We start from the raw sequence: 19,275 nt of genomic DNA on the forward strand, positions 1-19,275 counted from the left end.
ATAGTTATGGGCGCAAGGAGTGAACAATGCAGATTCTTCCCACAAGCATAAGCAGCAACCAGACCCTCTGGGACGCCGCCAGCAACAACCGCCCAGACGACCAGCACACGTCTTCCTTCATGGAAGAGCTCAACAAGAGTCTGAGAGAGGTTGAAGAATCTGCGTCAACGCCTGCTGACTCCCCCACTACGCAAGAAACCCCCGTTTCCTCCAGCGCCTCTACCGCAAAAGCCGCGGTGCAGGTCGAGAGCCCCTACTCGCGCAGCAGCCGCAACGGCGTAACCTACACGCTGGACGAAGTCTGCTTTACCAAGCAGGAAGTGCAAACCCTGTACAAGGACCTGATCAAGGCCGGAGCCACACCCGAAAGCCTTGCCAAGCTGGCCTCTCTTGCCGATATGCCCGATGGCGCAACCCTGGCCCAGGTCAAGGCCAGCGTCAAAGGCGGCGGGGGCATACCCGTGCTCTCCGACGACGACAAGGCCAACATCACCTCGCTGCTCAAAAAGATCGACCCCTCCGGCATTCTGGACACTACGGTGCAGGCCATGATGATGCAGGGCAACGCGCAGCAGGCATACAACGCCATATCTACCTTTATGAGCAAGCTTGACCCGGCGGGCAGCATCGAGGTTTCCCAGAGTGAAGCTCTTTCGCTGGGACGAGGCCTTGGCCTTGGCTCGAGCAACCTGCAGACCCTGGCCAACAGCTTTGGGGGCAGCGCGTCTCTCACCTGCCTCAACGAGCAGTTTGGCGCCCTGATGGCGCCGGTTACAGACTTTTTTGCCACGCAGGCCGCAGCGCAAAAGACGCTGGATACAGCGCTCAAGACCACGCTGCAACCCCGCATCAGCAAGGCCCGCACTCGCACGGAAAAGGAAAAGCAGGCCAATGCCCTGCGCAGCCGCACCGCCCAGCAGAGCAAGGTGCTTATCGACAAGACTGTACAGCAGAAGACCAACAATATTCTTGGCGAAACGCTCGACGCAGGTCAGCAAGCCTCCGCCAACGACATAAAGATCGCCGCTCAAAGCGAAATGATCGGCAAGGACATGACCAGCTCCAAGCAGACCGGCGGCAACACCGCTACGGACAGCAAGACCGCTGCAAACCAGCGCTCGCCTCTGGCGGAAAAAGTTTCTGAAGTCGCCTCTGGCCCGCAGACTGCCGCGCAAACGGGCAAGAACACTGCCGCCAATCAGACGCTTGCGCAGTCCGCCACCCAGCAGGCCAGGGCGCTGGACGACAAGGAACAGAAAAACCCCGCCCAGGGCGACACGGACAAGGATCAAAAGAACAAGTCGTCGTGGAGCGAACTGCTTGGCAAGATAGACGCCCAGGCCGCCTCGGCCGCAGGGCGCGGCAACATTGCGGCATACGCGGCCCAGCCTGTGCAAACCGCGCAGACCACTGCTGACCTGCAGGATGCGGCTGCGGTTGCCCCCATCGCCCGTCAGGTGGCCCAGCAGGTCGAACAGGGCATGCTCTCAAGCCTCAAGGGCGGCGGCACGCGACTTGATCTGCAGCTTAACCCGCAGGAGCTTGGCTCCATCAATGTTTCGCTCACTGTGCGCAATGGCGAGGTAAGCGCCATCATTCGCTCCGAAAAGTCCGAAACCACCGACATGATCAACCGTCAGGTCGACGCCATACGCAGCAACCTTGAACAGCAGGGCATCAAGGTGGATAAGGTCGAAGTGCGCCAGGACACCCGCCAGGATCAGAACAGCGCCAGCTGGCAGGATTTTACCCAGCACAATGCGCGGCAGGAAGAAGATGCCCGCCGGGAAGAACTTGCCCGTCTGAAGAATCTGGCAAGCGTAAGAAATTCCACATCAAATTCGACAATGACAACATTGGAACAGCCTGTGCATTCTCTTGGGAACACGGCAATATATGCCACAAGCAACCTCAACGTGGTTGCCTGAACAAGGCCGTGGGGAGAATGACCTATGTCCACCAGCGTTGCATCCGCAATCACTCAGGCCAACAACGAGTTTAACGCCGTTGTTGGCAAGCAGTCAGGCGGCGCCAACCTCGACAAGAACGCCTTCATGCTGCTTCTGGTTACGCAGTTCAAGTATCAGGATCCGCTGAACCCCATGGACGACAAGGAATTTGTCTCCCAGATGGCTCAGTTCTCCAGCCTTGAGCAGCTCATGAACCTGAATACAAGCATGACCTCGCTTACTGATGCCACCAATAACGAGCAGATGATCAATGCCACCTCCTACATTGGCAAGGAGGTGACCGTCTCTGGCAACAGCATAGGCAAGGTGACCGACACCACGGCCAAGACGATGTCCATAACCAAGTTCCGCTACGCGCCCAACGATGATGTGGCCAGCGGCACGCTCACGGTGCGTGATGCCGACAACAACGTCGTCTACTCGCAGGATGTTGGTTCAAAGGCGGCTGGCACGACCTATGAATTTGACTGGAACGGCATGACCAGCGCCGGAACAGTTGCCCCTGACGGCGTCTACACGGTCAACCTGTCCCTGCTCAGCGCCAAGGGCGAAGCCGTACTTGCCGATCAGGTGGTAAACGCCAAGGTAACAGGCGTGGTCAACAACAATAAGACGGTCTACCTGGGCCTTGACGGCGGACAGCTGATGGAACTCTCGAAGGTGCGTCAGGTTACCGTACCCACAAGCACCAGTACAAATACATCAACAAGCTAGAGATACTGATTGGTATAACGGATAGGCGGCCACGAGCCGGCTAGCCAAAAAAATATCCCCCTATCCCGAGACACGGAGGAACTTATGAGTCTTTCATCCAGCATGTGGACAAGCGTTTCCGGCCTCATGGCGCACGGCAACAAAATGAATATCGTCGGCAACAACATCGCCAACGTCAGCACTCTTGCCTACAAGGGCCAGCGCGCGGATTTCAGCGACTACCTGTACACCGACGGCGGCAGCGTCAGCGGCACTACGCAGATAGGCCAGGGCGTCAGCACGTACGCTGTTCTTGGCGACTTTTCGCAAGGTTCGTTTGAATCGACCAACAGCGGTTCGGACCTTGCCATTGACGGCAACGGCTACTTCAAGGTGCGCAATCCCAACAGCGAGCAGATGTACTACACCCGCGCCGGCGACTTCTATTTTAACGCCAACCGCGCCATGCAGAACCCCGAAGGCATGATCATGCAGGGCTGGGAGGTCGACAACACCAGCTCGTCGGTTGTCTTCAACTCCGGATCCACCAGCATCGGCAACACCACCGCGACTTCCTCTACATACAAGGGCAGTGGTTCGCCCAAGGATATCGTGCTCGACAGCTGGAACCTGCCGCCCAAGCAGACGCAGAGCGTCTCCTTTACCATGCAGCTTTCGCTTGACGCCGGCATGGACAAAACGACAAGCGCCACCAACCCCATGAGCGCGCTGTTCATGCAGTGGGACGGCACGTCCACTACGCCGCTTGCCGACTCTGCCTATGCCACGCAGTCAAGCCTCAATGTTTACGACGAGGGCGGAACCAAGCACAACCTCACCGTCTACTACGACAAGGTGGACGCCAGCAGCAGTTCGTACACCATTCAGAATCTTCCGTCGGGCTATTCAATGTACGAATACATGGTGACCATTCCCCCGTCGGAAGACAACCGCACCTACGGCGGCACGGTGACCTATGATGCGCAGGGCAACCCCATTCTTACCGGCGGCACCTCCTTCAAGGGCACCAGCAAGGCTGGCGTGCTCATGACGGGTCAGCTGATTTTCAACGCCAGCGGCCAGCTGGTCAACCAGACCGCCTACACCTATGGCGCTCAGGATACGCCCGCAGCCGACACGCCGTGCAACCTTAATCCGTCAGCGCTCGCCTCCTGGCAGCCCACCAAAATTTCGAGCAACGGCCTGCCCGTGTTCAATGCAAACTTTACCGGAACGCCCCTGTCCAACAGCGTGTCCGAAACAGCCGCCAACGGCGGCACGCCTTACAGCATTGCCGAAAAGAGCATCATTGAACTGAACCTCGGCCTCAAGGATACGGCCTCCGTACCTTGGAACAACCCTGGTACAGCCACCTCGCTGGCAAGTCTCACGGTAGCTGCTGGCAACATCGACTACGCGACAAGGGCGGCAACCATGGCCACAACCGTGCGCGGCACATCCGCCAGCGTTGCGGCAGCGGGCAACTCCTCCGTACGAACCTCCAACGCCGACGGCTATCCTGCTGGCGTGCTGAACAACTTCAGCATTGATACAAACGGCGTCATTTACGGCAAGTACGACAATAACCAGACCATGGCCCTGTACCAGATCTCCATGTACGACTTTGACAACCTGCAGGGCCTGTACAGGGAAGGCAACAACCTCTATTCCGAAACCAAGGAATCGGGCGTTGCCCGGCAGGGCGTTGCTGGCGACAACGGCTTTGGTTCAACCAAGGCCTACAACATTGAACAGTCCAACGTGGACATGTCGCGCGAGTTTGTGCAGATGATCGCCACGCAGCGCGGCTTCCAGGCCAACTCCAAAAGCATAACCACCGTAGACAGCATGCTTGAAACAGTTATCGGCATGAAGCGGTAAGCAATAGAGATTACAGTTGAAAGAAGGCCGGAGGGCCGCAAGGCCCTCCCAGCGTTGGGGATAGCGCTGCAAACCTTTCTTTCCCGTGTCGGGCGTCGTCCATTGTGGGCGACGCCTTTTTGGTGGCGAGGCTGCAGTACTGCGGGCATAAAAAAACCGCAGCCAACACTACGGGTTAAAAAAGACGGCCCAATGCCGCGCGCTGGTGAGCTTGCTCAGCGTACGTCGCACACGCCCAGGGGTTTGTTGTCGATGGTGCCGCGCAGCCAGTCGCAATAGGCGGGAAAGCTGGTCAGCAGAATCTTGAGGGCATTTTCTTCCGCCAGGGCATAGCGGCGGGCAGTGACCTTGCCAGTGCCGACCCAGTGCTTGAGATGGCGCGAAAGATCGACGTGCCGGGCAACCATGCCGCGGGCGTGCATGCCCCTGAACCACTCCACGCCAATATCAAGGCAGACCGGCCCGCACTGCCGGTAAGCGCCGGGGGGTAAAATGGGGCCATGCGGCACGCACAAGGGGCGCGAGGCCTCCAGATCAAGCAGGCAGGCCCACTCGTTGATGCGGCACTCTGGCAGAGGCCATGGCTGCTGGTCAAAAATACCCGCAAACCCCACCTGATACGGCCTTGCAAAAATACCGCGCTGGTACGCCAGAGCGTAAAGCTGCTGCAACTGCCCGTATTCAGGCCGAAAATCCAGATACGATTGCGGGCTGCAAGGCCCGCAGCCCATAACCTCGCGCGTCAGCTCCTCCACATGGGCCGGGCAATTCCAGCACTGGCCAAGATGCCCCACCGCCACGGCGTTGCCCATCTGGCCGAGCAAAAAACCCAGTACATCCTGCAACACGAGCACATCATTGTGCATCAAAAAAAGCTTGCGGCTTGCGCTGTGCTCAAAGGCATACTGGTAGCGGATGCCGTAACGGTATGAAGCCTCATGAAAGCGCTCAGGATCCGCAGCCTTGAGATCAAGCCAGTAATCAGGCTGAAACACCCGACAGCGCTCGCCAAGTTGACCGCTCAGGTACTGCGCCACCGCATAGGGGCTGACGATGTCGTACTGCGAGCCGTATGGCTCAAACTGCAGCCAGATGTTGCCCACATGTTTGCCGCTCTGCCTGAGCAGCGAAAGGATGGAAAGGGCGGTCTGATACGGCTTGGCAAAAATATTCACCGCCACGTCGATCTTTTCGGCCTCGCCCGCCTCCGTTGCAGTATGCATCACGCTTTTCTGCATGATATTACGGCGGCTAGCCCGCTGCGGCAGAATCCGCAGGCGCGGGCGCTGCTGTACCTGCGGGTTGGGCGGACTTTTTGCTGGCGGCATCGGCCATTGCTATGGCCTGCTGCAGCGCGGCAGGGGAAACATGCGACAGCGCAACCACAATTTCGTTGTCGAAGCCCTTGTCCTGCATCAGCAGGGCAACGGCTTCTGCCGGCTGCATGCCCGCGCGGTATGAGCGCGGGCTGACCATGGCGCAAAAAGCGTTGACAACTGCCAGGATGCGGGCATTGAGATGAATGTTTTCGCCAGCCAGATGCTGGGGCAGGCCGGTGCCGTCCATGCGTTCGCCCATCTGGAACACGGCTTCCGGCACGGGAAGGTTAAACTGCATGTCACGCAGGATGCGGAAGGCGTATTCCGGCGCACGCATGACTTCGGCCTGCTCAGCGGGCGTGAGTTTGCCCTTTTTGGTGAGCAGCTCGCGCGGCACAAAAATCTTGCCCACCTGCGAAAGACGGGCGGCAAGGCGCAGGGTTTCCCTGTCCTTGTCGGGCAGGCTCATGGAGCCGGAAAGCAGGTCGGCCACATGCTCCATCTTCAGGGAGTGGCCGATCAGGTTCACATCCACGCTTTCGATAGCCCGCACAAGGGCGGCGATGCTGTTGGCCTGCCGCTCGCGCGCGGCCTCGGCGCGACGGCGAAACTCCGTAATATCCTGAAAAATGCCCACGCAACCGCCCCGGCCTGCCGTGCCAGGGGTGTCGCCCTCTTCAAAAGGAAACAGCGTCACGCGGAAAAGGCGTATATCACCAGGCTGCGGAATGGAAATTTCTATGCTGTCCTCCTTGCCGCTGCCGGTGACCTGGGCCATGCCGTCCATAAGGCGGGCGGCGGCATCTGGCGGCAACACGTCGCCCACCGGCGCATCCGCGAGCTCGGCTTCGTCCCTGCCTGCCATCTGGCTGAAGGCGGGGTTGCACATCTGCAGGCGGCCATTTTTGTCCATCAGCATAAGCCCGACCTGCAGCGATGCGTTCACGCTGTCGAGCATGATCTTTTGCTGGCGGATGACCGCATATAAGTGCTGAAAATGTCGCGCCGTCGCCCTGTGCGAACGGCTCACCAGCGAAGCCCAGATAAAGGCCAGCAGAAGCGCCGTGCCAAGGCTGCCCAAAATGCCGAGCCCATATACCTGCCAGGCCTGACCTTCCACAACCGCGTCAACCAGATCGGCCGGGGCCTCAAGGGTTACAAGCCAGCCAAGGCTTTTGGTATAGCTGCCAAGCGAATAGGCCTCGCCGCCCTCCACCAGTGCCCGCCTGCGTTTAAAAACAAGGCCTTCGGCCAGCGGTAACGACCGCACAGGTTCCAGAACGGCTTTGCCATCGCGCAGCAGCACGGCCTCGGTGCGGTTGCCCGCGTGTTGCAATATGCAGGTCAAATACCCGCCATACTGGTCTTGCCGCAGGGCAAGAAACCCCGCCAGCACGCCATCCATGGGAATGGTGGCAAAAAGCACGGCGACAGGGGCGTTTTCGCCGCGCCCCAGCACCTCGTACATGGGGTCGGCCAAATCCATGACCATGGCGTCGCCAAGAAGGCGCGCAGGGCCAAAAACAACGGTCTTGCACGTGACGGCCCGCGCCACAAGGGCCGCCTGAGCGTCGCCCAGAGGCGCATCATCCTTTTGCGCCACATAGGGGCTGCCGGCAGGCGAAACTATTCTGGCGGAAACCCAGCTTTTACTACGGGTAAAGTCGCGCAGCAGATCCTGCATGTAGCCCATCTGCTCCGCCATGTTGCGCAGCGACTCGTCGCCGTTGTCCATGGCGTCAGGCGCGGAAAGCCGCGCCTGCCCGTCCGCGCCCAGATTGCGCACATCCACCGCGAACAGGCGGAACATTTCGGCGCTGCTTACAAGCCGCGCCTGCTCGACAACAGAGGCGTGCCATGCGCGTATGGACTCCAGCGACTTGTCCACCCATGACTGCTGCACTTCGCGCTGGTTGTTCAAAATATCCTGCGTGACGTTTTTCAGCTGCAAGGTGCACAGACCATACGCAACGGCTGCGGCCACAGCCAGCAGCGTCAGGCTCACAGCCGCCACAGCCGCCTTTTTGAGGCGATAGCGCCCGGCAACGGTCTGCTCGTCAAGTTCCTGCATTTTCATAGGCGTATCCTGTTGCATGGCACGATTGGCGCAGCGCGGCTGCGGGCCATGCCTGCAGCGCTGGCGAAGCGCGTCGTACGGTTTCAGCGTCTCTACTCTATTTTGCGGCCCTTCAGATGGGCCCAGCGACCAAATTCATTGACCGAATACTGGGGGCTGTATTGCCGCACCTTGGTATGCGACAGCACAGAATTACTCAGATTATCAAGCACAAAAGCGTCGTCGTTCAGGTACACGACCAGGACGGCGTGGGCAAAGTTGCGGATGGTGTCGCGTACAACCACAATACGCATGTTTTCGGGCGCAATGCCCAATTCCTTGAGAGTAAAATACTTGATGATGGAATAATCTTCACAGTCGCCGGATTTTTTCAGAAATTCGGCGGGAATTTCCCAATAGTCTTCCTGTCGCCAGTTGACGATGTCTTCCACATACGGCCAGGTATTCCAGAATGAATTGACATAGCGCAGCAACTCCATCTTGTTGTTTACCGGAGCCTTGGACTTAAAATTGTCCCAGGTGACGCTTTTTTTGAAGACCTTTCCGGGCACAAAGACAGGGTCCATCCTATTGCGTTTGAGCAGATCAAGCCAGCCCGGCAAGGTGGACAGCGGACGTTTGAATTCAACTGTGCCAAAAAGCTGTATCTTTGGGTCGTGCGCTGTGGCAGCCTGCGCGGTTGACGCAGAGGGTGCGGCGGGCGCGGCCTTGCTGCCGCCTGTCTGGTCGGGCTGGGGTATCGCGGGTTGCGCGGCTTTTTGCCCCGCCTGTTGCCCGGCGGTGGAGGCGTCGGGCGCACTGGCCGCATCATGGGGTTGCCCGCTGGCATGATTGGCTGGCTGATTTGGCGCGCCGTCTGCGGCTACGTCTGGCGCAAGGTTCTGCTCATGGTCTTGCGCTAGATATGATGGCGCCTGTTCCGCTGTATGATCGGCGGGTTGGCCCCTCTGCTGATCAGAGGGTTGTGCAGGCTGCTGCCCGGCGGACGCGTCCGTCTGGCCAGACGGCTGGCCGGGCTGCGGCTCAACGCCGGCGCTATTTTCATCACCTGCGCCGTTTTGTTCCGCATTCCCCCTTTCAACCCTGTTCAGGGTCGCGTCGCCCCTGGCCGAGTCAAAAGAAACAGCCGGGGACTCGGGTACTGCGGCATTGCCTGTATCCGCATTGCCTGCAATTACCGGAGCCTGCGGGTTTACGGCCTCTGCCCAGGCGGGATTCCAGCCGTGCGTCCAGCACAGCAGATACGCCAACAGGGCCGCCATGCACCCAGCAAGAGCGGCAGTAATGATAAATTTGGGGGACCGAAGTTTGAGCATAGGCTCACCGAATACAGGAGTGCATGTTGCGGCATACTATACTGCAGCCCACCGCTCGTCCAGTGCAGGACAGGTCTTTCGGCTTATTTTTCGGCATGCTGCGGATAAAATGCCACGCAAAAGGGGCCGCCCGGCGACCCCTTTGCCTGAACCCCTATGGGCATATCAGCTATTTGTCCGCTTCTGATCAGTGCGGCCTGCCGATGCGGTCGGCCAGCTGCCCCTCTGCATCAAACAGCACCGGGCGCGGCCCGTGCACCACGGTAAAGCGCTTGGTGTCGGTCAGCTCCCTGAGCACCGCCTCGCTCACAAAGCAGTCCGTCAGGTACAGCGTGTTGGGTATGTGCACCAGCCGCACCTCGTCCTGCGGGATGCTGCGCAGGCAAAACATCATGGTTTCCAGCGCTTCCTGCTCCGTATCGTACCATGTGGGCAAAAAGGCGCGTGTCACAAAGGTGGTGGTGAGGTTGTTGAGGTAGGTGGCCTTGCGGTCGACCTTGTCGATGAGCCGCTGGGTCACAAAGTCCACAAGCCCAATACCCGTAGCGTTGCCGTGCGATTCTTCCGAAAGGTCCATGACTGAAACATAGCGGATGCTCGGGCTGGTCATTTCCGCCTCGCCCTGAATGCGCAGCCTGCCGATGATGTTGGTGTCCGCCCCCGTGCCGCTGAAGTTTTTGCCCATTTCTTCCACTATCAGGCCGTGCAGCCTGTCCACGGGCAGTGCGGGCATGAGGGTTTTTGACCAGGTCAGCAGCTCGATCTCGCGTTCGATCATTTCCTCAGACAGCAGGGCCTGGATGCGGGCGGTTTCTTCATAGGCGTTTTCCACAATGGCCACGCCGCCGATAACGGGCATTTTTTCAATAATAATGCGGCTCACGTCCACCAGCAGGCGCGGCAGCTGCGACTGCCCAAGGCTGTGAAACTGCCCCGCCCCGCCGGGGCCGCCCAGCCCCACCACCAGCATCTTGCACATGCCGCTCTCCACGCAGCCCTTGAAGGACGTGTGCGTCTTGACGCGGTTGATGGGGATAATGGCGTCGACCGAAAAGGCGGAATCAAGCATGTGCGCGGTCAGACCGTCGGGGGTCTGCCCTATGCTGCGGCAGGTGGCGCAGGTAACCACCTTGGCCCCCAGCCGCTCTTCGGTAATGTTCAGGCTGTCCAGCACCTCTTTTTGCCCTTCGGGGGTACCGCCGCCGTGGCTGCCCATGGCCGCAAGCAAAACCGGGGTTGCGCCGCAGCGGCGCACAACCGCTATGGCCGCCTCAAGCATGGCGCAGATATTCTGTATGCCCCGGCTGCCCACCGTGATGCCCACGGTGCTGCCCGCCTTGATGCGCGGGGCGAGCAGTTCCATCTGGGCGGTCATTTCAGCAGCGGCATCCCCCACCCTTGGTCTGACAAAAGACTGGCGAATACGCGCCATGGGCGGCAGGGGCCTGCGGGTTGTGGTCATTGTCTGCTCCTGTTTGCTTAAATAAGACCGATAACGGGAAACCACACCAGAGCCGTAGCAGCCCAGGCCAGCCAGGCAAATATGCCCACGGCAAAGGCTGCCTTGAGCTGCTCGCTGACCGTGTAGTAGCCCGCGCCAAACATGATGATGTTGCCCATGGTGTTAAAGGGCAAAAACAGCGCATACCCCATCAGGATGGCCTGCGGCAGCACAAAGCCTGCAATGGGAAAGCCAAAGGTCTGCGCAAGGCCGATGTAGATGGGTATCATGACGCCAGCCATGGCCGTGGTAGTGGACCAGATGACGTGACTGAAAATGGTAAAGCCCATGAGGCCGATCATGAGCGGCAGCATGTTGACTTGCGTGAGGCCCATGGCGGTGAGGCCGCTCTTGATGACCCATTCAAAGGCCTTGGTCTTCATGAGCACGTCGCTCAGGGTAATGACCCCGCCAAAGTACACAAAGAGCTCCCACGGTATGGACTTTTGCGCGTCCTTCCACGAGAGCACCCCAATACCGGGCACAAGAATGAGCGTGCTGACCACAAAGGCCACCATGGTGGAGTTGAAGTGGTGCCACATGTCCGTCGACCACAGCACAAGGGCCAGCAAAAAGTAGAGCATGGCCTTTTTTTCGCGCCCGGTGGTGGGGCCCATGGCCGCCAGTTCTTTTTCTATGTAGTCGAGGCCGCCGGGGATGTCCTTCATCTCGGGCGGAAATATCCAGCGCACCACATACTGGCTGCCCACAAGCACAATCAGGGTGGTGGGCAGGGCCGCCAGCGCCCAGAAGCCCCATGAGGTGGCCACGGCAGCGCCGCCCATGGCCGTAATCATCATGCCGATGGCCACAGGGTTGGGTATGGTCGCCGTTAAAAAGCCGCCTGCCGTGATGTTGGAGGCAAAGGTGTTGGCAATAAACAGCGCCTTGCCAAAGTTGCTTTTGCCTGGCTCGACGCGGTAGGCCTGGGCGACACCCTCCACAATGGGCAGCATGGCTGCCGTGCGGGCGGTGTTTGACGGCGTGAGCGGCGCAACAAGCAGGTTGGCGATCATGGGCGATAGGATGGCCCCGCCCGGTTTTTTGCCAAACAGCCGCATAAGGTGCAGGGCCACGCGACGGGCCATGCCCGTTTCGGTCATGGCAATGGAAATGACAAAGCCGGTAATAAGCAGCCACAGGGCGGGAGAGGAAAAGCCCGACAGCGAAAACCCGGCATTATGCACCAGTAGGCCATTTTTGACGGTTCCCTCGGCATTGCCCACCCAGAAATACAGCAGGGAGACAATGATAAAGCTGCTCGTCGCCACCGAGACACTCAGGGTGATCCACAGCACCACCGCGCCGGAAAATATGCTCAGCAGCTTGTGCTGCGTTATATTCATGCCATCGGGCGTGGGCAGCAGCCACACCAACAGGGCCACCGCAACCGCCACCACCGTGCCGTATTTCTTACCATACTCCTCAAATCTGTTGGCCATGAAAACCTCCTCTTGCGCCAGCACGGGCTTCACCCAGGCGGGCGGCCCCTGCATCCATTAGGGTGTGCTTGCCATATGGGGGTCTGTCCCGCTCTACCGATCTTCCTCCAGTGTTACCACATCAAGCCAGTGACGCACCTGCCTGTTTTGTCCCGCCACCGACGCCAGCTGCATCACGCAGCCGCTGCAGCCGGTGACTATGTGCCTGACCTCAGGCGCAAAGCCTTCCATACATTTACGGGCCATGTCTGCGGACAGGTCCGGGTTGCTCATTTTCAGTATGCCGCCCATGCCGCAGCACAGGGCGGTTCCCTTTTGCAGGCCGGGCAACCAGCTTTTGAGCAGCGGCAGGTCAGGGTCGGCCAGGCCCCAGTGACAGGGCTGATGGTAGCCAACAACCGCCGGGGCATGGCCCGTAGCCGTTGCCTGCGGCTCCACAAGCAAAGACGAAAGCCCTACGCATTTCTGCTTCCATTCCTTGCCTTCTTCCGCCGACATAACGGCTGTATAGCCGTCAAGGCTGTGCTTGCACGAGGCGCAAAAGCTCGCCATCAGGGGTTTGCCCGCCTTGCGCCAGAGTTCAAGATTGCGCTCGCGCACCTCGGCCAGCGCACCCAGCTGCCCGGCATGGTGCAACGTGCCGCCGCAGCAGGCAAAATCAGCAGTGTCCACAAGATCGTATCCCCAGCCCTGAAGCAGTTGACGGGCCTTGGATATCCAGCGGGGACGGGCGTTTTTTGCCGTGCAGCCGCTAAACAGGGCCACCTTGACGCCGTTGACCTTTTGCCGTGGCCGCAGCGCCACCCATGGGTCGCAGGGCGGCAGGTCAACCAGGGCGCGGGCGGTATCGACCGACGAGCGCAGCACGCCGGGTATGACCGCGTCAGGGGCAAGCATGGCGATTTTGCCAGCCATGGGCCACAGGGGGCCAACACGGCGTATCCACAAATCCCAAACTGCCTGCGTCCAGTGCGGATTACGCGACCGGGCCTCGGCCAGCAGATCGCAGGTGGAGAGCTTGCGGGCGCAGGCCCGCTGGCAGCGTTCGCACCCGGCGCACAGACGCGCCAGCGTGCGTATGTCGTCCCAGGGCATGGAAGAATCGGGGTTGCCGCCAAATTCGGGGTCAATGGCCTCCAGCAGCAGCCGCTTGCCCTTGGGGGAATATTCCTCACGTTTATAGAGCGCGTACACAGGGCACACGTTCAGGCATTCGCCGCATTGCGTGCATCCGCGTTTCATGTCAGTACCCCTTGCCGGGATTAAGAATGCCGTTGGGGTCAAATACACGGCGCAGACGCTGCATGAGGGCGTGCTCCTTTTGCCCCAGCTGCCTGCCCACATCCTTCAGACAGCCGCCGCCGTGCTCGCCGGAAAGGCTGCCGCCAAACTCCAGGGCCGCCGCGTCAAGCTCGTGGTGGGTTTTTTGCGTGCGCCGGGCATCGTCGGGGTCGGAGGCGTCGTAGTGCAGGTTGGCGTGGATGTTGCCGTCGCCCGCATGCCCAAAACCGATAAGACGCTTGCCGTTGCTGGCCGCAATTTCTTCAAATCGGCGTACGGCCTTGAGTATGGAGCCGCGCGGCACGGCCATGTCGCCGCCGATGCGGTCCGGTCCAAGCACGTACGATGCGGCCGATACCCTGCGCCGGTAGGCCCACAGCTTGTCTTCCTCTTCCTTGCCCACGCCTTCCATGCGCCACAGGGCATCGTCCAGCTGTCGGGCAAGGCGGGCGTTTTCAAGCGGCACGGAGTCCTTGCTGCCGTCCACCTGAAACAGCAGCAGCGATTTTACGCTGTCGGGCCACGGCACCTCGCCGGTCTTGGTAAGGATTTCCAGCACGGTTTCGTTCATGAATTCCACGGCGCAAGGCAAAATGCCTGCGGCAAAAACCTTGCCCATGGAAGCCAGAGCCGCATCCAGCGACGGGTAGCCCACCAGTACCGAGGCAGAAGCCTCGGGCTTGGGCAACAGCTTGACGATAAGCTTGGTGATGATGCCAAGCGTGCCCTCGCTGCCCACAAACAGCCGCCCAAGGTCAAGGCCTATCACGTCCTTGTGGGTGCGTCTGCCAAATTTCACCAGCTCGCCGCCGGGCAAGACGGCCTCGACGCCAAGCACATAATCGCGCGTGACGCCGTACTTCACGGCGCGCAGGCCTCCGGCGCAGGTTATGACATTGCCGCCCACGCTGGTCGCCTTGCCGCTGGCCGGGTCAGGCGGGTAAAACATGCCCAGCTTTTCGCACTCGGCCTGAAACTGGGCCGTGTTCACGCCCGGTTCCACCACGGCCACAAAGTCTTCCTTGCTTATCTCGATTATTTTATCCATCCCCAGCATGGAAACAACAATACCGGGAACCGTAGGCACGCAGCCGCCGGAGAGGCTGGTACCGCGCCCGCGCGGGTGCACGGCCACGCGCTCGGCATCGGCCCAGCGCATAAACTCGCACAGTTGTCCGGCGTTTTGGGGGCGCACCATGGCCAGCACCGTGCCCGTAAGCAGACTGGCGTCAGAGGCGTATACGCGCAGCACCTTGGGGTCGAACGACACGCCGTCCTTGAACAACTCTTCAAGAAACTTCTTATGCTCAGGGGTGAGCGAAGTTAGGTATTCCCCTGCCATGGTTTCCTCCAGTGATGTTAGCTTGCCGCACACGCAAATATCCCGTCTGGCTGGCCGCTGGTACGCAACGGCCCGCCTTCGATTCTACAGAAATGTCAGCGTCGGCGTTACCCGAACATGCCGATCCACGTCCAGTAGGTGTAGACCATGATGCTCATAAAAATTGCGCCAAACAAACTCATGACCGCGCCGGTCTTGATGAGTTCGGCGGGGGTGATTTCTTCCGTTGCAAGGCCGATGATGTTGGGCAGGTTTGAAACAGGCAGCAGGTACTGGTGCAGCATGTTCATGCCCACAAGCAGAACAAAAGGCGTGGGATCAATGCCCTGGGTTGTGGCATAGGCAATAACCACAGGGGTAAGGGCGGTGGTTTTGGGCCCTGCCCCGGTAAACAGACACTGCAGAACAAGCATGATCCAGATGAGAATGACAACCTGCAGCTTGATGTCAAAACAGGCCAGCGGGCTGAAAAACGTGCTGGCAATCCAGGCCGCCGCGCCGGACGAAACGAGCACAGCCCCCATGGAAAGACCAGCGCCGTAAACAATAAAAATGTTCCAGGGAACCTTTTTTTCCGCCTGTTTCCAGGTCATGATCTGCTGCGGACCGGGCGCGATCATGGCCAGAACAGACATCATGGCGACCAGCGTGGGGTTGATGCGGTGAAAGGTATCCGTGGCCCACAAGGCGAGGGTCACCAAAAAAACGCCCATGGTGTACTTTTCAACAAGGCTCATGGGGCCAAGGGCATCAAGCTCTTTGCGCACATAGGTCTGCCCGGCGCTGATGTCGGTAATTTCCGGGGGCCACATCCACAGCAGGATGGGCACGGCCAGCAAACCGCACACAAAGGCCGGCGGCGCGCCAATTTTGAACCACTGCGCCCAGGTCACAGGCTGGCCGGTGGCTTTTTCAAGCAGGCTGGCAGTAATGGGGTTGGCCGCATGCGAGGTCATGATGCCAAGGCAGTACATGGTGCCTGTGATGGTCACCACAAATATGAGGCCCTTGACCATGTTGCTCTTGCCCTTCTCCGCCCCAAAGGCGTGCCCCATCTGGGCGATGATGGGCATGAGCAAAAGGGTCTTGGCCCCAAGCGAAGGGATAAAAAACGTCATTACCAACGTAATGAGGGCCACTGCCCAGTACATCTTTACCGGCGAGGCCCCCGCAAGACTTACCATGTTTAGCGCCATGCGCCGCGACAGTCCGCTTACTTCCATACCTGCGGCCATGACCAGACCCAGCACCACAATCCACACGCCCGTATTGGCGTAGCCGGAAAGCGCCGGGCCCACCTTGGCCGCGCCCAGCAAAACAAGAAACGTAACGATGCAAAAGCCGCTCTGGGCGTCATCCAGTGCCTGCGTCACCCATACGATAATGGCAAACACGCCGACCCCAAGCGCCGCCCGCCCTTTGGCATCCAACCCTTGCAGGTCAGGAACCAGAAAAGCAATGCCTAGCATGGCCGCAACTGCCGCTAGCAAAGAAAAGAGCTGCCTTGTTTTCATACGCACCCTTGCTTTCAGGTTAAACATTATATCGGGCGGGCGCGCCCGCCCGAATCTACCAGAATCTATGCATATTATCTTTTTATTACCGGTGGATAACCTTACCCCCGCATAAACCTTGCAACGGTTTCGCCCAGCAAACCAAGTTCATGTATTACTTTAACACCAGCGTCTTCCAAGGCCGCGATCTTGTCTTCGCCGCGACCTTTTGAGCCGCTGATAATGGCTCCGGCGTGCCCCATGCGCTTGCCCTTGGGGGCGGTAAGACCGGCAATAAAGCCAAAGACCGGCTTGGGATAACTGCTTTCCTTGATATAGGCGGCGGCAAGCTCCTCGCCATCGCCGCCGATCTCGCCGATCACGCAGACAGCCTGGGTTGCGGGATCGGCACGAAACATCTTCAACAAATCAGTGAAGTACAGGCCGGGCACAGGGTCGCCGCCAATACCCACGCAGGTGCTCTGCCCCAACCCCTGCGAGGTAAGCTGATGCACCGCCTCGTAGGTGAGTGTGCCGGAACGGCTGATAAGCCCGATGTTGCCCTGTTTGTGGATGTAACCGGGCATGATGCCGATCTTGCACTTGCCGGGGCTGATGACGCCGGGGCAGTTGGGACCCACAAGCTGCGTGCCTGTGGCCTTGAGTCGAGCCTTGACCCGCACCATGTCCAGCACGGGGATATGCTCGGTGATGCAGATGACAAGGCCTATGCCTGCGTCTGCCGCTTCGCAGATGGCGTCCGCCGCAACGGCTGAGGGCACAAAGATGACGCTCGCGTCGGCTCCGGTCTGCTGCACGGCCTCGGCAACGGTGTTGAACACCGGCACGCCAAGAACGCTCTGACCGCCCTTGCCGGGCGTGCAGCCCGCCACAACCCTGGTTCCGTAAGCCTGCATCTGCTCGGTATGGAACATGCCTTCGCGGCCTGTCAGGCCCTGCACCAGCACCCTTGTCTGTGCGTTGACGAGTATGCTCATGCCGCACCTCCGGCGGTCAGGGCCGCAATTTTGTGAGCCGCCTCGCTCATGCTGGCCGCTGTTTCAAAGTTCAGCCCGCTTTCACGCAGGATGCGACGGCCTTCTTCCACGTTTGTGCCTTCAAGGCGCACCACAAGCGGCAGTTTGAGGTCCACCTTGCGGGCCGCGTTCACGACGCCCTGGGCCACGATGTCGCAGCGCAGGATGCCGCCAAATATATTGATGAGTATGCCCCGCACGTTGGGGTCGGACAGCATTACCTCAAAGCCCGCGGCCACCATCTGCTCGTTGGCGCCGCCGCCGGCATCAAGAAAATTGGCCGGTTCAGCCCCGGCCTGCTTGATGGCGTCCATGGTGGCCATGGCAAGGCCAGCGCCATTGACCATGGTGCCCACATAGCCCGAAAGGCGCACGTAGTTTACGCCAAGTTCGCGGGCCTTGCGTTCCAGCGGGTCGCATTCTTCAGGATCTTCAAGGGCTGCGATGTCGGGGTGCCGCTTGAGGGCGCTTTCGTCAAAGTCCATCTTGCCGTCCAGCGCCATCAGCTCGCCCTCGACGGTGACGGCAAGCGGGTTGATTTCAACCAGCACGGCGTCTTTTTCCGCCGCCAGACGCACCAGATTCTGCAGCAGGGCTGTGCCCGCATTGACCTGGGCGGGCGTCAGCCCGCAGCCAAACAGCAGCGCGCGCGCCTGGAAGGGCCAGATGCGGTGGCCGCCGTCAAGACGGGTGGTAAAGATACGCTCGGGGGTTTTTGCGGCGACTTCTTCAATATCCATACCGCCGTCGGGCGAGGCCATCACCGTGAGGCACTGCGCGCCACGGTCAAGCACCACGGCCAGATACAGCTCGCGGGCGATGTTGGTTCCCTGTTCTACCCAGGCCTTGTGCACTTTTTTGCCTTGCGGCCCGGTCTGGTGCGTTACCAGCTGCATGCCGATAATGCGCTGCGCCGCGGCCTCGACCTCGTCGGGGCTTTTGCACACCACAACGCCGCCGCCCTTGCCGCGACCGCCCGCGTGTATCTGCGCCTTTACCACCCAGACGGGGCCGGGTATCTGCAGCGCCGCCTGCCGGGCCTCGGCGGGGGTTTCAGCCAGCAGCCCACGGGGTACGGGTACGCCGAACTGGGCCAGAAGAGTTTTTGCCTGATACTCGTGGATGTTCATGCATATCCTCGAAGTTTGTTTTGAGAGAGGCGTAAACCTGCATGCTGCAAGGGGGCAGCGCACCGTAAAACGCCGCTTGAGCCCCTTGATCATGCGCAAGTCTGAGGTTTTGGTCCTCCCGCGGCGGATCAGTTTCCGCCACGGGAGGTCCATCAGCGCCTGACAGCCGCCTGCACAGCCGCCAGGCAGCGTTTATGGCAGCGACAGGGAGAGGGTGCGCCCCCGTCGCTGCGTAAAAACGCCGTCAGCGCCTGACCTCGCCAGCAAGGCCTGCGCCCAGATGCAGGGCTTTTTTGTTGTTTTCGTGGTGCACGGCGGCAAAGCGCGATTCCAGCACTTTTTCGATGGATTCAAGCCGCACGGCGCCGGTTATGGCCGCCAGCGCGCCAAGCACGCAGATGTTGAGAGCCTGTGTTTTGCCGCCAAAGGTCTCCTTGACGCTGCGCAGCATGGGCAGGCCCACACGCTCGGCGTCGATACGCTTTGAGGGGTGCACAAGGTCGCTGTCGTACAGGCACATGCCGCCGGGGCGGATAAGGGGCAGATACTTGCCCGCAGCCTCGTCGGTAAGGGCCACAAGCACATTGGGCTGGTTTACCTTGGGAAAGTATATCTCGCTGTCGGAAATAATCACGTCCGAGCGGGTCGCGCCGCCGCGAGCTTCGGGCCCGTATGACTGCGACTGCACAGCCACCAGCCCTTCATACAGCACGGCGGCTTCTGCCAGCAGAATGGCCATGGTAATGATGCCCTGCCCGCCGGATCCGGACAGGAGAAAGCGATATCTTTCCAT

At 60.0% G+C, this 19,275-nt stretch carries 14 protein-coding genes; 3 read left to right on the plus strand and 11 right to left on the minus strand.

The features are described from left to right. The first annotated feature begins 26 nt into the window (after positions 1 to 26). From DDIC_RS07470 to DDIC_RS07480, 3 genes are all read left to right on the plus strand, one after another. Positions 27 to 1,928, plus strand: coding sequence for a flagellar hook-length control protein FliK (locus DDIC_RS07470; RefSeq protein ID WP_136399858.1), 1,902 nt, complete (start codon positions 27 to 29; stop codon positions 1,926 to 1,928). Positions 1,929 to 1,952: 24 nt separating this feature from the next. Next, on the plus strand, positions 1,953 to 2,684 hold the full coding sequence (locus DDIC_RS07475; RefSeq protein WP_136399859.1) for a flagellar hook assembly protein FlgD: 732 nt from the start codon (positions 1,953 to 1,955) through the stop codon (positions 2,682 to 2,684). Between the two features lie 84 nt (positions 2,685 to 2,768). Continuing rightward, positions 2,769 to 4,544, plus strand: coding sequence for a flagellar hook protein FlgE (locus DDIC_RS07480; protein WP_136399860.1), 1,776 nt, complete (start codon positions 2,769 to 2,771; stop codon positions 4,542 to 4,544). A 215-nt stretch (positions 4,545 to 4,759) separates the two neighbouring features. Here the strand turns inward: DDIC_RS07480 and DDIC_RS07485 are convergent, their stop codons facing one another. From DDIC_RS07485 to DDIC_RS07535, 11 genes are all read right to left on the minus strand, one after another. Continuing rightward, on the minus strand, positions 4,760 to 5,767 hold the full coding sequence (locus tag DDIC_RS07485) for a hypothetical protein (RefSeq protein ID WP_247647595.1): 1,008 nt from the start codon (positions 5,765 to 5,767) through the stop codon (positions 4,760 to 4,762). Positions 5,768 to 5,795: 28 nt separating this feature from the next. Continuing rightward, positions 5,796 to 7,940 (minus strand): HD domain-containing phosphohydrolase, encoded by a 2,145-nt coding sequence (locus DDIC_RS07490; protein WP_136399861.1) that lies wholly within the window; start codon positions 7,938 to 7,940, stop codon positions 5,796 to 5,798. Between the two features lie 92 nt (positions 7,941 to 8,032). Next, positions 8,033 to 9,256, minus strand: a complete 1,224-nt coding sequence (locus DDIC_RS13950) for a transglutaminase-like cysteine peptidase (protein ID WP_247647417.1) — start codon at positions 9,254 to 9,256, stop codon at positions 8,033 to 8,035. A 187-nt stretch (positions 9,257 to 9,443) separates the two neighbouring features. After that, positions 9,444 to 10,718 (minus strand): hypothetical protein, encoded by a 1,275-nt coding sequence (locus DDIC_RS07500; protein ID WP_136399862.1) that lies wholly within the window; start codon positions 10,716 to 10,718, stop codon positions 9,444 to 9,446. A 17-nt stretch (positions 10,719 to 10,735) separates the two neighbouring features. Further along, the gene (locus DDIC_RS07505) at positions 10,736 to 12,199 is read right to left on the minus strand and encodes an SLC13 family permease (RefSeq protein WP_136399863.1); all 1,464 of its coding nucleotides are present in this window, start codon (positions 12,197 to 12,199) and stop codon (positions 10,736 to 10,738) included. Between the two features lie 93 nt (positions 12,200 to 12,292). After that, positions 12,293 to 13,441 carry a (Fe-S)-binding protein gene (locus tag DDIC_RS07510; protein WP_136399864.1) on the minus strand — a complete coding sequence of 383 codons (1,149 nt, stop codon included), beginning with the start codon at positions 13,439 to 13,441 and terminating at the stop codon, positions 12,293 to 12,295. 1 nt (position 13,442) lies between these two features. Beyond that, positions 13,443 to 14,822: an FAD-binding oxidoreductase gene (locus DDIC_RS07515; protein ID WP_136399865.1), complete on the minus strand. Its 1,380-nt coding sequence runs from the start codon at positions 14,820 to 14,822 to the stop codon at positions 13,443 to 13,445. Between the two features lie 107 nt (positions 14,823 to 14,929). Next, positions 14,930 to 16,363, minus strand: coding sequence for an SLC13 family permease (locus DDIC_RS07520; RefSeq protein WP_348769723.1), 1,434 nt, complete (start codon positions 16,361 to 16,363; stop codon positions 14,930 to 14,932). Positions 16,364 to 16,437: 74 nt separating this feature from the next. Then, positions 16,438 to 17,313 carry a succinate--CoA ligase subunit alpha gene (sucD, locus tag DDIC_RS07525; RefSeq protein ID WP_136399867.1) on the minus strand — a complete coding sequence of 292 codons (876 nt, stop codon included), beginning with the start codon at positions 17,311 to 17,313 and terminating at the stop codon, positions 16,438 to 16,440. Next, on the minus strand, positions 17,310 to 18,482 hold the full coding sequence (gene sucC / locus DDIC_RS07530) for an ADP-forming succinate--CoA ligase subunit beta (RefSeq protein ID WP_136399868.1): 1,173 nt from the start codon (positions 18,480 to 18,482) through the stop codon (positions 17,310 to 17,312). Before sucC ends, sucD begins: the two co-directional genes overlap by 4 nt. A gap of 244 nt (positions 18,483 to 18,726) precedes the next feature. Continuing rightward, on the minus strand, positions 18,727 to 19,275 hold the full coding sequence (locus DDIC_RS07535) for a 2-oxoacid:acceptor oxidoreductase family protein (RefSeq protein ID WP_136399869.1): 549 nt from the start codon (positions 19,273 to 19,275) through the stop codon (positions 18,727 to 18,729).

It is taken from the genome of Desulfovibrio desulfuricans (assembly GCF_004801255.1).
Taxonomy (GTDB): domain Bacteria; phylum Desulfobacterota; class Desulfovibrionia; order Desulfovibrionales; family Desulfovibrionaceae; genus Desulfovibrio; species Desulfovibrio desulfuricans_C.